Source organism: Nonomuraea sp. NPDC049400 (genome assembly GCF_044466425.1).
Classification (GTDB): domain Bacteria; phylum Actinomycetota; class Actinomycetes; order Streptosporangiales; family Streptosporangiaceae; genus Nonomuraea.
Window position 1 is genome coordinate 1 of sequence record NZ_JBITMP010000053.1, and the last position, 12,226, is coordinate 12,226.

12 protein-coding genes and 1 pseudogene are annotated in these 12,226 nt (G+C 72.1%); 7 read left to right on the forward strand and 6 right to left on the reverse strand.

The window, feature by feature from the left end; translation table 11 throughout:
- Positions 1-95 precede the first annotated feature (95 nt).
- A pseudogene (locus tag ACIBVN_RS48835) lies at positions 96-365 on the reverse strand (DDE-type integrase/transposase/recombinase); the annotation flags it as partial.
- 164 nt (positions 366-529) lie between these two features.
- Between ACIBVN_RS48835 and ACIBVN_RS48840 the strand changes: the two are divergent.
- Together ACIBVN_RS48840 and ACIBVN_RS48845 are read left to right on the forward strand one after the other, a co-directional pair.
- Positions 530-826, forward strand: a complete 297-nt coding sequence (locus ACIBVN_RS48840; RefSeq protein WP_397147711.1) for a hypothetical protein — start codon at positions 530-532, stop codon at positions 824-826.
- Between the two features lie 47 nt (positions 827-873).
- A complete protein-coding gene (locus tag ACIBVN_RS48845) occupies positions 874-1,305 on the forward strand; it encodes a type II toxin-antitoxin system PemK/MazF family toxin (RefSeq protein ID WP_397147713.1) in 432 nt (143 codons plus the stop codon).
- Positions 1,306-1,377: 72 nt separating this feature from the next.
- Here the strand turns inward: ACIBVN_RS48845 and ACIBVN_RS48850 are convergent, their stop codons facing one another.
- A complete protein-coding gene (locus ACIBVN_RS48850; protein WP_397147715.1) occupies positions 1,378-2,376 on the reverse strand; it encodes a LacI family DNA-binding transcriptional regulator in 999 nt (332 codons plus the stop codon).
- Between the two features lie 318 nt (positions 2,377-2,694).
- Between ACIBVN_RS48850 and ACIBVN_RS48855 the strand changes: the two genes are divergently transcribed.
- Together ACIBVN_RS48855 and ACIBVN_RS48860 are read left to right on the forward strand one after the other, a co-directional pair.
- A complete protein-coding gene (locus tag ACIBVN_RS48855) occupies positions 2,695-3,261 on the forward strand; it encodes a hypothetical protein (protein WP_397147717.1) in 567 nt (188 codons plus the stop codon).
- A 95-nt stretch (positions 3,262-3,356) separates the two neighbouring features.
- Complete coding sequence (locus ACIBVN_RS48860) at positions 3,357-3,776, forward strand: HIT family protein (RefSeq protein ID WP_397147719.1); 420 nt, start codon at positions 3,357-3,359, stop codon at positions 3,774-3,776.
- A gap of 84 nt (positions 3,777-3,860) precedes the next feature.
- Here ACIBVN_RS48860 and ACIBVN_RS48865 read toward each other — a convergent pair whose 3' ends face one another.
- Both ACIBVN_RS48865 and ACIBVN_RS48870 read right to left on the reverse strand, forming a co-directional pair.
- Positions 3,861-5,681: a PQQ-dependent sugar dehydrogenase gene (locus tag ACIBVN_RS48865; protein ID WP_397147720.1), complete on the reverse strand. Its 1,821-nt coding sequence runs from the start codon at positions 5,679-5,681 to the stop codon at positions 3,861-3,863.
- 194 nt (positions 5,682-5,875) lie between these two features.
- Positions 5,876-6,763 carry a hypothetical protein gene (locus tag ACIBVN_RS48870; RefSeq protein ID WP_397147722.1) on the reverse strand — a complete coding sequence of 296 codons (888 nt, stop codon included), beginning with the start codon at positions 6,761-6,763 and terminating at the stop codon, positions 5,876-5,878.
- Positions 6,764-6,867: 104 nt separating this feature from the next.
- Here ACIBVN_RS48870 and ACIBVN_RS48875 point away from each other — a divergent pair, with 104 nt between their 5' ends.
- The gene (locus ACIBVN_RS48875; RefSeq protein ID WP_397147724.1) at positions 6,868-8,100 is read left to right on the forward strand and encodes an NAD(P)/FAD-dependent oxidoreductase; all 1,233 of its coding nucleotides are present in this window, start codon (positions 6,868-6,870) and stop codon (positions 8,098-8,100) included.
- Positions 8,101-8,180: 80 nt separating this feature from the next.
- Entirely contained in the window at positions 8,181-8,906 is a 726-nt protein-coding gene (locus ACIBVN_RS48880; RefSeq protein WP_397147725.1) for a DUF3152 domain-containing protein, read from the forward strand.
- Positions 8,907-8,968: 62 nt separating this feature from the next.
- Here ACIBVN_RS48880 and ACIBVN_RS48885 read toward each other — a convergent pair whose 3' ends face one another.
- A complete protein-coding gene (locus ACIBVN_RS48885; protein ID WP_397147727.1) occupies positions 8,969-9,526 on the reverse strand; it encodes a GNAT family N-acetyltransferase in 558 nt (185 codons plus the stop codon).
- 230 nt (positions 9,527-9,756) lie between these two features.
- A complete protein-coding gene (locus ACIBVN_RS48890; RefSeq protein ID WP_397147729.1) occupies positions 9,757-11,064 on the reverse strand; it encodes an MFS transporter in 1,308 nt (435 codons plus the stop codon).
- Between the two features lie 28 nt (positions 11,065-11,092).
- Between ACIBVN_RS48890 and ACIBVN_RS48895 the strand changes: the two genes are divergently transcribed.
- The gene (locus tag ACIBVN_RS48895) at positions 11,093-12,103 is read left to right on the forward strand and encodes a DUF5937 family protein (RefSeq protein ID WP_397147730.1); all 1,011 of its coding nucleotides are present in this window, start codon (positions 11,093-11,095) and stop codon (positions 12,101-12,103) included.
- The last annotated feature ends 123 nt before the right edge of the window (positions 12,104-12,226 follow it).

Here is a 12,226-nt window from a genome sequence, read left to right on the forward strand (position 1 = left end):
ATCACGGACTCCCCAAGCTCGCCGACCGGCGACCTGCACAAACACCAGGAACAAGCGAATCGAACCGAAGGGGTGCAGTGTGAAGCCAACGTTTTGGTTTGTGGCCGGTAGGGGTGGGTGCGCTTGGGGGTGATGCCGGCCGCGTGCAGGGTGTCGCGCCGCAGGCGGGAGCGGTAGCAGTTGCGGTTGTCGGTCAGGACCCGGCGCACGGTGATGCCGCAGGTAGTGAAGTAGGCCTGGGCGCGCTGCCAGAAGGCGGCCGCGGTGTCCTTGGTCTCGTCGGGAAGGATCTCGGTGTAGGCCAGCCGGGAGTGGTCGTCGAGGGCGGTGTGCAGGTAGCCGTAGCCCAGCAGCGGGTTGCGGTGAGCGTTGCGGGGCCGGTCGGGGGTGGCGGCGGGAGTTCTCCGGGTACGCGGCCATCCAGGGCACCAGACCGCAGACACTGGCGTACGCCCTGGCGGACTCCCCCGCCGGGCTGCTGGGCTGGGCCCTCGACGCGTTCGCCTCCTGGGGGCAGGACGTGGGCGGAGTGCCCGCTGACGACATCCTCACCAATGTCACCATTTTCTGGCTCACCGGCACGGCCGGGTCAGCTACCCGCATCTACCGGGAGAGCGGCGGCGACTGGGAGGTGCCGGACGCGCCGGGGAAGACGCCGACCGGCGTGGCGGTCTTCCCCGGGGACAGCACGGTCAGGCGGTACGCCGAGCGGGCGCACAACGTGGTGCACTGGTCGGAGTTCACGGACGGCGGCCACTACGCCGCGCTCGAGGCCCCCGAGTCGCTGGCGTCCGACATCAAGGCGTTCTTCGAGGGCGTGGTGTGATCCGGGCCAGGCTGGATTTCGGCGGCGCGCCGCCGTAGGCTCCCCCAATGCGCGATCTAGGTGAGGATCCCCGGCCCGCCCGGGGTGCGGTACGCGAGATCCACTCGCTCAACGGCCCTGCAACCCTGGCCTACTCCCCCGACCTCGACGGCCTGGCCGACCCCGGGGAGATCGTCTGGGCCTGGGTGCCGTACGAGGAGGACCCGGCACGCGGCAAGGACCGCCCCCTGCTGATCGTGGGCCGGACCGGGCGCAGGCTCCTGGGCCTGATGCTGTCCAGCAAGGGCGACGACGGGCCCGACTGGCTGGAGATCGGCGCCTGGGGCCGGGACGGCCGGGTGTCGTCCGTGCGGCTGGACCGGGTCTTCGTGCTGGACGAGGACGACATCCGGCGCGAGGGCGCGGTGCTCGACGGGGAGCGGTTCGCCCGGGTGGCGGCCCGGCTCATGAAGACCCACGGCTGGGACGCCGGCCGGTAGCCCGTGCCGTGGCGACCGGCACCGATCACCCGGTCGCCATGCATGGGTCGGAATCCTGAGGAGGGGCGGCGGTCAGCGGGTGGAGGCGCGTGCCACCAGGTCGGGCTGGAAGATCACCTGGCAGTGCTCGTGGGCGTCCGGCTCGTTGGCCTCCTCCAGCAGCATCAGCGCGGCCGTGTGGCCGAGCTGCTCACGCGGCTGCCGGATGGAGGACAGCGGCACCGCGGCCGCGGCGGCGAAGTCGATGTCGTCGTAGCCGAGAATGGCCAGATCGTCCGGCACCCGCAGGCCGCGCTGGGTCATCTCCTGCAGCACCCCGATGGCGACCAGGTCGTTGGCGCAGAAGACCGCCGTGGGCCGGTCGGCGGGCGGCAGGGCGGCGATCTCCTGGCCGGTCGCGCGGCCCGTGGCGACGGTGAGGTCGGGCAACGGGATGACGGTCAGCTTCCCGGCCCGGCCCAGCACGGCGGCCAGGCCGTCGTGCCGCTGCCGCACCTGGCGTACGGTGAACGGCCCGCCGGCGAAGGCGATGTGGCGATGCCCCCGCTCGAGCAGGTGCCGCCCGGCCAGCCGCCCGCCGAGCATGTCGTCGACCGCGACGGCGCAGCCGTGCTGGTGCGGGGCGGAGCTGTCGAACCGCACCACCGGGATGCCGCGGGAGACCAGCCGGCTCAGCCGCTCCTCCTCGCCAGGGTCGTTGACCGGGGTGATCAGAACACCCAGCGGGCGCTGCTCCTCGAACGTCTCCAGCAGCCCGGCCTCGCGCTCGGCGTCCTTGTTGCTGTTGAAGACCATCACGGTGAGGCCCGCGTCGTGCGCGGCCGTCTCGACGCCGCGCAGCACGTCGATGAAGAACGGGTTGGCCAGGTCGAGCGCGACCACGCCGATGGTGCGGCTGCGCCCGGCCCTCAACTGCCGGGCGGAGCCGTTGCGGACATAGCCGAGCCTGGCGATCGCCGCCCGCACCCGCAGCCGGGTGTCGGGGGCCACCATCTCGGGCCGGTTGAGCACGTTGCTCACGGTGCCCACGGAGACCCCGGCGAGCCGGGCGACCTCTTTGATGCTCGACATCGTTCCTCGTGGCAGGCGTGTTGTTTGATCATAACGCCTTCGACCAGGGGTCCGGCACTACATGCGGCAGCGCGCTCCCGAAGGGGCAGCCTGGACGCCTCGCGAGTTGCCGGGTGACCGACAGCCGGCACAACGCCCCGAGCTGCGGTCGCCATCGCCACCCGCACACCGTGGCTTCGAAAGCGGTCGACAAACAGGACCCCAAAGGCGCGAGTCTGGCCGGCCCCGGCCATCGCCGGATGTGTAAAACGGCTGGAGATCGCTTGCGCGTGATCTCGGCAGTGCACACCCGACCCGCCTTCAACCACGGAGCTCATCATGACCAGCAGGCAGACCGCGTTCATTCCCCTTGCGCTGATGATGGCAACGGGCTTGACGCTCGAGTCGTCCGGCGCCGCCATGGCGGCGGTCCCGCGGCCGGTGACGATCGCCCCGCTCTCCGCGGCCCCCTATCCGCCGATTCCCGGCCCTATCCGCGACATCATCAAAGATCTCAAGAGGATCAGCCAGGACCTCCAGAGGCTGCAACGGGACATCCAGCAGCTGATCGACGATCTCCGGAGGTTGTTCCCCAGGTCCCCTTCGATTTCGGCCGCGAATGATGTCACTGCGGATGCCTCCGAGCTCATCTCCCGGATCGATGCTCTCGATCCCGCCGACGTCAGCCAGTACGCTCCGGGGATCGCCGCCGAAGCGGCCAGGATCGCCGCCAACGCCCAGCGGCTGGCCGCCCGCGCCCAGAGCACCCGTACGAGCATGCAGGCGGCGGGCAGAGCCCCCCGGATCTCCGCCACCGCCAAGCGGATCGTCGCCACCGCCAACAGGACCACGGCCAACGTCGAACGCTTGGACGCCCAGGTCCCCGCCCGTTCGAGTGTCGAGTGAGCCGGCTCGGGTACGGACGATCCGGCTGCCCCATCCGCTCATCTGGTCCCGGCACCCGCTACGCTCCTGCTTGATCGAGTCGAGGAGGGGTGGCCATGGCCGGGACCTGTACGTTCTGCGGCATCGTCGCCGGGCAGATTCCGGCGGAGATCGTCTACTCCGACGAGCACGTGGTCGCCTTCCTCGACATTTCGCAGGCGACCCGCGGCCACACCCTGGTCGTGCCCCGCCAGCACTGCCGTGACCTGACCGACATCGGCCCCGACCGCGCCGGCCTGCTGATGCAGGGCGCCGTGCACACGGCCGCCGTGCTCCGGCGCGCGCTGGAGCCGAGCGGGATGAACATCTGGCACGCCACCGGCCCCACGGCCTGGCAGACCGTGTTCCACTTCCACCTTCACCTGCTCCCCCGCTACTCCCCCGAGGATCTCAGGCAGGCGTGGACCCATCGGGAGCTGCCGCTGGCTTCGCTGGCGTCGCTGGCCGATCGCATCAGGGCCGCCGCGGCGTCCTAGTGCCTCGTTCCTCGCATCGCGCGGACGCGCGCCCGGGGGCGGGCGCGCGTCCGCGCGGCCGAGTCGCTCCTGCCGGCCCGGTGGTCAGTGGGTGCCGGTGACCTTCCAGATCTTTCCGTTGGCCTTGGACAGGACGAACAGGTCACCCGTCCGGTCCATGCCGATGCGCAGGTCCACCCGGGCGTCCCCGGCCATGGCCTGCATGGTGGTCAGCGAGCCTGCCGCGTTGTGGACCTTGAGCTGGTACAGCGGCGCCAGGTCGGTGCCCCCGCGGGTCATCTCGGCCTCGTCGGTGGCGAAGATCCAGCCCTGTACGAGGTCGCCGAAGACGTACTTGCCCTGCAGGGCCGGCAGCGCGCCGCCCCGGTAGACGAAGCCGCCCGCGATGGCCCTGCCGAGGTCGCCGGTGCAGCCGGGCGGGCCGTTGTGGTCGTAGGCGGCGACCGGGTAGGTGTAGCCGTACCGGGCGTCGTCGGCGGGCAGCGGGTAGAGGTAGCAGGGTTCGTCCCGGTTGAAGACGAAGGCGCCCTCGCGCTCGCTCCAGCCGAGGTTGTCGCCGGCCCTGACGTCGTAGACACCCTCGATGTCGTGCTCGCCGATGTGGCCCAGGAACATCCGGCCGGTGCCGCCGCGGTCCCAGCTGAAGCGGTGCGGGTCGCGCATGCCGAGGGCGTAGATCTCGCCGAGGGTGCCCTGCTGGCCCACGAACGGGTTGCTCGCCGGGATGCCGTAGCGGCCGTTGGCGCTGTTGGCGCCGCGCGGGTCGATCCGCAGGATCTTGCCGAAGGGCTGGTTGCGCTGTTGCGGCACGGTGCTGGACGTGCCGCGGCCGCCGTCGCCCACCGCGATGTACAGCAGCCCGTAGTCGGGGCTGCCCGGCGTGGCGTTGGGATTGAAGTCGATCTGCTGGACGGCGTGGATGTAGGTGCCGAAGCCGAGCCGTAACAGCTGCCTGCGGGTGCCGCTGAAGGTGGCCGCCGCCGGGTTGTTCGCCGTCCACTCCGTCACGACGCTCTGCACCACCGCGCCCGACTGCGTCCAGTCGGCGCGCTGGTTGTTCAGCGCCTGGAACGCCTCGCTGTGCACGGTGTAGAAGCGGCCGTTGGCCGCGAACTCCGGGTGGAAGGCCACGAAGCCGAAGCCGCTGCCGAGGCCGCGGCCGGAGAAGAAGTTCGACCCGACGGCCGCGCGGACGTTGAGGTACGTACTGGGGGTGCCGCCGCCGGGCGGCAGCGTGTAAAGCGTGCCGTTGAGGTCGGGCACGTACCTGCGGCCGTCGGCCAGCTGGCCGAGGTGGTTGATCCTGGCGTGCCGCTGCAGCCGGGAGTCGGTGGGCGTGGGCACCGGGTCGGACTTGGGGAACTGGGCGTACTCGGTGAGCACCAGGCCGAGGTCGGCCTGGATCGGGTTCTCCGGGACGGGATCGGCGATCGGGCCCGAGCCGCCACCGGCGACGCCCACGGTGAGCGCGTCGATGTTGGCCAGGCCGGCCGCGGTGGTGGCGGTGAGGCGCACCACGTTGGCGCCGGCTTGGAGCGAGGCGGCGACCGTCTCGTTGTTCCAGGTGGTCCACGCGCCGGTGGGGGCGAACTGGGGGGTGGAGTGGGTGGCGCCGTTGACCGTGAGGGTGGCCGGGCGCGCGGCCGTGGCGCCGTTGGCGTACCTGACGGCCAGATTGGTGTTTGCGTCCGCGTCGGCCTGCACGGTGAACTCCACCGCCGCGCCGACCGCGTTGGCGCTGTTGACGAAGCCGGTGCCCGAATAGCCGGCGTGGTTGCTCTCCACCACGCCGTTGATGATGACCGCGTCCTCCGCCTCGTGGACGACGGAGCCCGCGGCGGCGGTCTGGCCCGGCCAGACCAGCAGGGCGGCCAACAGCAGCGTGGCCGTCGTCGTTCTGCGCATGATGAGCCCTTTCCTGGAACGGAGATGGGATCTCTTCAGTGGAGATCGTGGGAAGCCCATCCGATGTTTCGAGAGCGGGGAAGGCCGGGTACGGCCCAGCCAGCCGCCCGCTCCGATCGCCAGATCGATGGTGCCGCGCCGCGAATGTGAGCCGCGGTCGGTGCCGTCGGGTCGCACGGCACTCACACGGGCACTCACATCGGCACGATCAGGGCCTGGGGGCGGCCCGCGGGGAAGGCCCAGACGTGCTTGCCGGCCGCGATCATCAGCGCGAGCGGCGCCTTGAGCCCCAGCTGGATCATGCGGACGGCGGCGCCGGCCGCTGGGGCGAGCGCGAACAGGTCACGTCCCCCGCCGGCCAGCACACCGTTCGCGCAGGCCAGGAACGGCACCGGGCCCGCGGGAGCGCCCACGAACCGCCGGGGCTCCCCCGACCAGGCGGAGACCCGCAGCAGCCCGCCCGCCACGCTGATCCACAGGGAGCCCGCGCACACGATCATGCCGCCGCGCTCGCGCGTGCCCAGGTCCACCTCCCTGGGGCCGCCGCGCAGCAGGGTGTCGCGTTTCGACGTCCACCACAGGCGCTCGCCCTCGACCGCGCACAGGTCCAGGCCGGGTAACGCCACCGGCTCGCCGAGGTGGCCGGGCTCGATGAGTCTGCGGGCCTGGCCGGCACCGACCGCCCAGATCTCGCCGCCGCCCGCGAGCACCCTGCCCTTGAAGCGCGCGCTGGCGACCGGCACGCCGCACTGGTCGAGCCAGTACACCCGGTCGGCCGAGGCCCCCGCCAGGGAGCCCTGCGGCAAGGAGTCCACGGGCGGTGCCGTGGCGAACGTCCTGGGCATCACGACGGTCCCCGCCAGCGCCCCGGGCACGCCCGCCGTGCCGGACACCGTGCCCGGCACCGCCGCCAGCGACCGTAACTCCGGCAGCTCGCCGGCCTCTTCCCCGGCGTCCAGCGGCGTGCCGGACGTCGTGTACGCACGCACCCCGCCGGCCCCCGCGCACCAGACCGAGGTGCCGTCCGACGCGGCCGCCCGGACTGGGCTCGGCAGCTCGATCCTCGTGACGGCGACGTCCATGCGCCGACCATAACCGCCGGAAATCCAGGTGGCATACAGGGGTGCCCTGCTGCGGAGGGATCCCGGCATCAGACGAGGTCAGCGAGGCTGCGATCATTGTACGCATGCGTGTTGTGGTCATCGGGAGCGGCATCGTCGGGGCGAGCGCGGCCTACTACCTCAGCCTGCGCGGGGCGGCGGTGACCGTGGTGGACGGCGGGTACCGGGGCGAGGCGACCCAGGCGGGGGCGGGCATCGTGTGTCCCTGGGTGGACCATCCGGAGGACGACGACTGGTACCGGCTCACCCGCGAGGGCGCCCGCCACTACCCCGGGCTGGTGGAGGCGCTGGGCGAGGACATCGGGTACGCCAAGGTGGGCGCCCTGCTGGTGGCCGAGGACCCGGCCGATCTGGAGCCGGTGCGCGGCCTGCTGCGCCGCCGCTATCCCGGCGCGCCGGAGATGGGGGAGGTCATCGACGTGGACACCCCCTCCGAGTTGTTCCCGCCGCTGTCCGACAATCTGAGTGCGCTGCTCGTGCCGGGCGCCGCCCGGGTGGACGGCTGCTCGGTGCGCGACGCGCTGCTGCGCGCCGCCGTGGCTCACGGCGCGGAGGTGCGTACGGGCGCCGCCACCCTCACCCCGGACGGCGAGGTCTACCTGCACGCCCTGGCCCGCGAGGCCGTCACGGAGACCGCCCCGGCCGCACCCCCGCCCCCTGAGGCCGCCCCGGGAGAACCCGCGGGCCAGGGCCGGTCCTGGCGACAGGGCGCGCCGCTGGCGCCCGCGGCGCCGCAGGGACCCACGTCCACGGGAGCTCCCCGGTTCGCCGACGAGGGCGTGCGGCTCGAGGCCGACGGCGTGATCGTGGCCGCCGGGGCGTGGACCGGCCAGGTGTGCCGGCCCCTGGGCGTGGAGCTCCCGGTCTTCCCCCGGCGGGGGCAGATCCTGCACGTCACCATGGAGGGCGTCGACACCGCGTGGTGGCCGATGGTGCTGCCGAGGGTCGGCCCGTACCTGCTGGGCTTCCCGAACTCGCGCGTCGTCATCGGCGCGACCGTGGAGGACGTGGGGTTCGCGCCGCGCGTCACCATGGGCGGGCTCGACGAGGTGATCAGGGCGGGGCTGCGGGTGGCGCCCGGGCTGTTCGCGGCGACGGTGACCGAGGCCAGGGTCGGCCTGCGTCCCGTGTACGCCCCCGGCCGGGCCCTCATCGGCCGGCTGGCCGGACGCGTGGTGGTGGCGACGGGCCTGAGCGCGTACGGGCTGACGGCGGGCCCGTTCACCGGCGAGATCGCCGCCGCGCTCGCCCTCGGCGAGGAGCCGCCCATCGACATCACGCCCTACGCCCCCGCCTGAGCCGCCCCTGTCGGAAAGGCGCGACAAGCGTGCACGTAACATCGGAATCCTCCCCACCATGAGCCCGTGGGGAGGCCGCGTTGCCGCTGCTCGCACTGTTGATGCTGCTCCTGCTGGTGTCCTGCGCCACCGCGCCGCTCCCGCCGCTCCCGCCGCCCCCGCCGCCGCCTCCCCTGCCTTCCCTGCCGACCGTGCCCCCGAAGCCTCCCCTCGCGCCCAGGAAGCATCCCGTCAAGCGGCCGGCCGAGGAGGTGAAGGTCCCGTACGAGGCCGCGGGCGTCTACGAGGTCGTGCTCGGCGGCGCGCCGCCCAGGCGGGGACGCGGGGAGGTGGTGCGGTACCTGGTCGAGGTGGAGCTCGGCCTGCCGTTCGATCCGGACGCGTTCGCCGCCCAGGTGCACCGCACGCTCAACGACCCGCGCGGCTGGGCGCGTTTCGAGCGCGTCGACCACGGCCCGGTGCACGTTCGGGTCGCCCTGTCGAGCCCTGGGCTCACCGTCCGCCAGTGCCGTCCCCTCCGCACGGGTGGCGAACTGTCCTGCTGGAACGGCGAGCGCTCGATCATCAACGCCCGGCGCTGGGCCAAGGGCGTCCCGCAGTACGGCGGCGACCTGGCCGCGTACCGGAACTATCTGATCAGCCACGAGGTCGGCCACAGCCTGGGCCACGAGCACCGCTCCTGCCCGGGACCCGGGCGCCTGGCCCCCGTCATGACCCAGCAGTCGAAGTCGCTGGGCCGCTGCCGCCCCAACCCTTGGCCCTTCCCTGACCGCACAGCGGGTGAAAACGAGGATCGGCGGCGATGACCCCGGCAGGGGTGCAGCCAAGGGCTGGTGATGTCGAAGTCGTATCGGCGGTTGGGCTGCTTTCAGTGCAGGTCGAGCAGCATCACGTCATGGAGGTCCGCGCCTGTCCCCCATGGCCGCGCCTCGCCGATCTTGCGGTATCCCCACGCCCGGTAGGCAGCCGACGCTGCCTTGCTGTCCGGGTGGACGTTCAACAACACCCGCTCCGCCTCGATGCCGTCGAGCAGCGTCTCGTGCAGACGCCGCGCGATGCCCTGCCCGCGCCACGGTCCGCGCACGGCGAGTTCCATCAGCCCGAAGGTGCGGTGTCCGTCCTCCCGTCGCATGTCGTCGGGCACCGGCTCGGTCAGTTCGTCCCACCAGCCGGTGTCGGGGGCAAGCGGGTAGCCGTACGCCATGCCGACCGGCTCGCCGTCCTCGGTACGGGCCAGGGCAGCGCGGAAGGCGTGCTTGCGGGCCTGGGAGGGGAAACGGCGGAAGGCGGCGGCGACGTCGTCCTCGGTCTCGTTGTAGGGAGGCTCGGCGAACGCTTCGGCATAGATCAGCCTGAACGCGTCCTCGGCCTGCGCCGCGGCTGACCCGTCCATGCGCTCTATCGCGATGGTCCCCTGCTGCGTCATGTGATGCCACCTCTGACGGTCTCGCGGATGCGCTCGCCACACTCACGGGCCGCGGCACTCTCGTCCCGGGACCGCGGCTCGCTCAAACTCCCGGATCCTATCCGGCACCCGCGGAAGTGAAGATCGACGACGACATGGGAGCCCGGTGCCCCGGTAAACCGCGCAGCGGAAGTCGCGAGACGCAGCCTCGAGATACCCGCAAGCTCACCAGCAAGTAAAGGCATCCCGTCTCAGCGCGCCTTCGCGCCGGCACCAGCCGGTACGGGTGCCTCTGGGACGGACGTTGCTCTGGGGCGATACCTTCGGGCGACCGCCGCGGCGCCGGTGCCGCCGGCGACGAACAGTGCGGCCAGCGCGAGCCAGCCCACGGTTTCGTGTTCGATGGCGGTGGCGGTGACGAGCACCGGTGAGACCATGGCGGCGATCGCGTAGCCGGTCTGGCTGAGGCCCTGGTAGGCACCCGCGTTGCGCTGGTCGGCCAGTTCGAAGGCCATGCCCCAGCCGCCCGCCTCGCCCAGGATCTCGCCGAAGGCGTGGGCGAGCCCCGCCAGGAGAAGCAGGACACAGGCGGTGATCATGTTTCCGTAGCCCGCCAGCGCGTACAGCCCGCATGCGAGCGCGAGCAACCACGACGCGCGCCGGACGGCGATCCCGGCGCGACGCACGTCGTGGACGCCACGCGAGACACGCACCTGGAGTACGGCCACGACCACGGTGTTGAGGACGAGCAGCACGGACACGATGGCGGTGGGGGCGCCGGTGGAGGCGACCCAGAGAGGTACGCCGACGGTCAGCAGGCCGAAGTGCACGGCCACGACGGCGTTGCACGCCACGCTCGCCAGATACGTGCGGTCCTTGAGCGGTGACCGTCCCCCCGCGGGGGTGTCGGCCGCCTGGCCTTCCGCCGAGGCGACCATCCGGGCCGGAAGCTCCGGCACCCGGGATCCGAGCCGTGCCAGCGGCACTGTGGCCGCCAGCAGCAGGACTCCGGAGGCGATCATCGCGGCCTGGTACGCCACGGCGGTGCCCGTCAGGAGCGCCGCGGCGGCGGCCAGGGTGCCCAGGCCGATGAAGACGTTCGTGACCACGCGCATCCGCGCCCGGACCACCACCCGTTCCGGGCCGGTGTACCACCGTGCCAGCATCGCCTGCTTCGACGTACCGCTCGCCGAGCGCATCAGCGCGGCCAGGCAGGCGACCAGGGTGAACACGACGGCATCCGAAGCGAGCGTGTAGGCGAGCATCGCCAGGCCGTTGAGGAGCGTCGCCACCGTCTGAACGCGATGCGCGCCGACCCGGTCGGCGAGCCACCCCGACGCGTACGAGGCCAGCACACCGGCGCCGCCCGCGATGCCCAGCCCCAGGCCCACCGTCGTCGCACCGAGCCCGATGACAAGGGTGAAGTACAGCGTGCTGACGGTGTAGAAGACGCCGCTGGACAGCGCGAACGCCATCGTGCTGAGAGTCAGCGAGCGGCCGACACGGTCCTCGGGGAAGAAGGTTCGGATCACGCCCCGTTTCTCTCGCACCTCGGGCATGGAAACGAATGATGTAGCGTATGGCTACATGGTCGCTGTCCGGAGCGGCGGGGTCATCGCGTACGAGCTCGCGGGGATGGACGTCGCCGATGTGCGCTTCGCCGCCTCGCCGATCAACGAGCTCACACTGTCACTGCGCACGTTCCGTGACCCCGGACGTTTTCCCGTGCACCTGCCCTGGCTGCGGCGCACGGAGCACGTTCGATCCAGGCTTGACCTGCCCCTGCTGCACGCCCTCACGAACGACGCGCTGTGGTCGCCCGACTATCTGACACCCCGGCCGCACGCTCCCCTCACCCGGATCGACGACGAACTCGCCGCCGTCGCGCGCGTGCCCCTGGAACGCATGCTCGACGACCTGCGCGCCCTCCATCCCGGGCGGCTGCCCGCACCGTTGCGGGGCGAGCCGGCAACCGTTCGCGCGCGCATCACGGAGGCGCTGCGGACGTACTGGCGCACCTGCTTCGCGCCGTGGTGGCCGCGGATGCGGACGGTCCTGCAGGCCGACATCATCTACCGCGGACAGGTCATCTCCGCGCATGGTCTGGCGGCGATGTTCGCCGACCTCAACGAGCGGGTCCACCTGGACGAGGGCGTCGTACGCGTTCGCCTGGTCAGCAACACCGGCTACCGCCGGTCCACCGGCGGAGAAGGGCTCACCCTGGTGCCGACGCTCTTCAGCAGGGGTGTGACCGCCCCGATCTCGCCGGAAGAGCCACCTCTGATCATGTACGGCACGCGCGGCGCCGGAACGCTCTGGCAGGCGGAGTCCCGCCGTTCCCCCGCAGCGCTCACCGAACTACTCGGCGCGACCCGCGCGGGCCTGCTTACGGCGCTGGAGACGCCGGCGTCGTCGACAGAGCTCGCCGGCCGCCTGGGCGTCACCACCTCGGCCGTCAACCAGCACCTGCGAGCTCTGCGCGACGTCGGCCTGCTCACCAGCGCACGCCACGGCCGCTCGGTTCTTTATCTGCGTTCGGAGCTCGGCGACGCCCTCATCACGGGCGGGGCCGCGGAAGACTCCGAAAACGCGCGGTGACACGCCGCCGGCGGATGACCGGCCGGAACCCGGAACCCCAAGGAATGCCGCTCGCGACCCTGCCCGCCGCCATCCCACCGTGACCTGCCTCCCGCCGGCGTCCGGAGCCGACCGTCAGCTCAA

Coding starts and splice junctions, on each gene's coding strand:
- ACIBVN_RS48850 (WP_397147715.1), bottom strand. CDS start 2,376: ATGTCGAGCATCAAAGAGGTCGCCCGGCTCGCCGGGGTCTCCGTGGGC.
- ACIBVN_RS48870 (WP_397147722.1), bottom strand. CDS start 6,763: ATGGACGTCGCCGTCACGAGGATCGAGCTGCCGAGCCCAGTCCGGGCG.
- ACIBVN_RS48865 (WP_397147720.1), bottom strand. CDS start 5,681: ATGCGCAGAACGACGACGGCCACGCTGCTGTTGGCCGCCCTGCTGGTC.
- ACIBVN_RS48875 (WP_397147724.1), top strand. CDS start 6,868: ATGCGTGTTGTGGTCATCGGGAGCGGCATCGTCGGGGCGAGCGCGGCC.
- ACIBVN_RS48855 (WP_397147717.1), top strand. CDS start 2,695: ATGACCAGCAGGCAGACCGCGTTCATTCCCCTTGCGCTGATGATGGCA.
- ACIBVN_RS48885 (WP_397147727.1), bottom strand. CDS start 9,526: ATGACGCAGCAGGGGACCATCGCGATAGAGCGCATGGACGGGTCAGCC.
- ACIBVN_RS48895 (WP_397147730.1), top strand. CDS start 11,093: ATGGTCGCTGTCCGGAGCGGCGGGGTCATCGCGTACGAGCTCGCGGGG.
- ACIBVN_RS48845 (WP_397147713.1), top strand. CDS start 874: ATGCGCGATCTAGGTGAGGATCCCCGGCCCGCCCGGGGTGCGGTACGC.
- ACIBVN_RS48890 (WP_397147729.1), bottom strand. CDS start 11,064: ATGCCCGAGGTGCGAGAGAAACGGGGCGTGATCCGAACCTTCTTCCCC.
- ACIBVN_RS48860 (WP_397147719.1), top strand. CDS start 3,357: ATGGCCGGGACCTGTACGTTCTGCGGCATCGTCGCCGGGCAGATTCCG.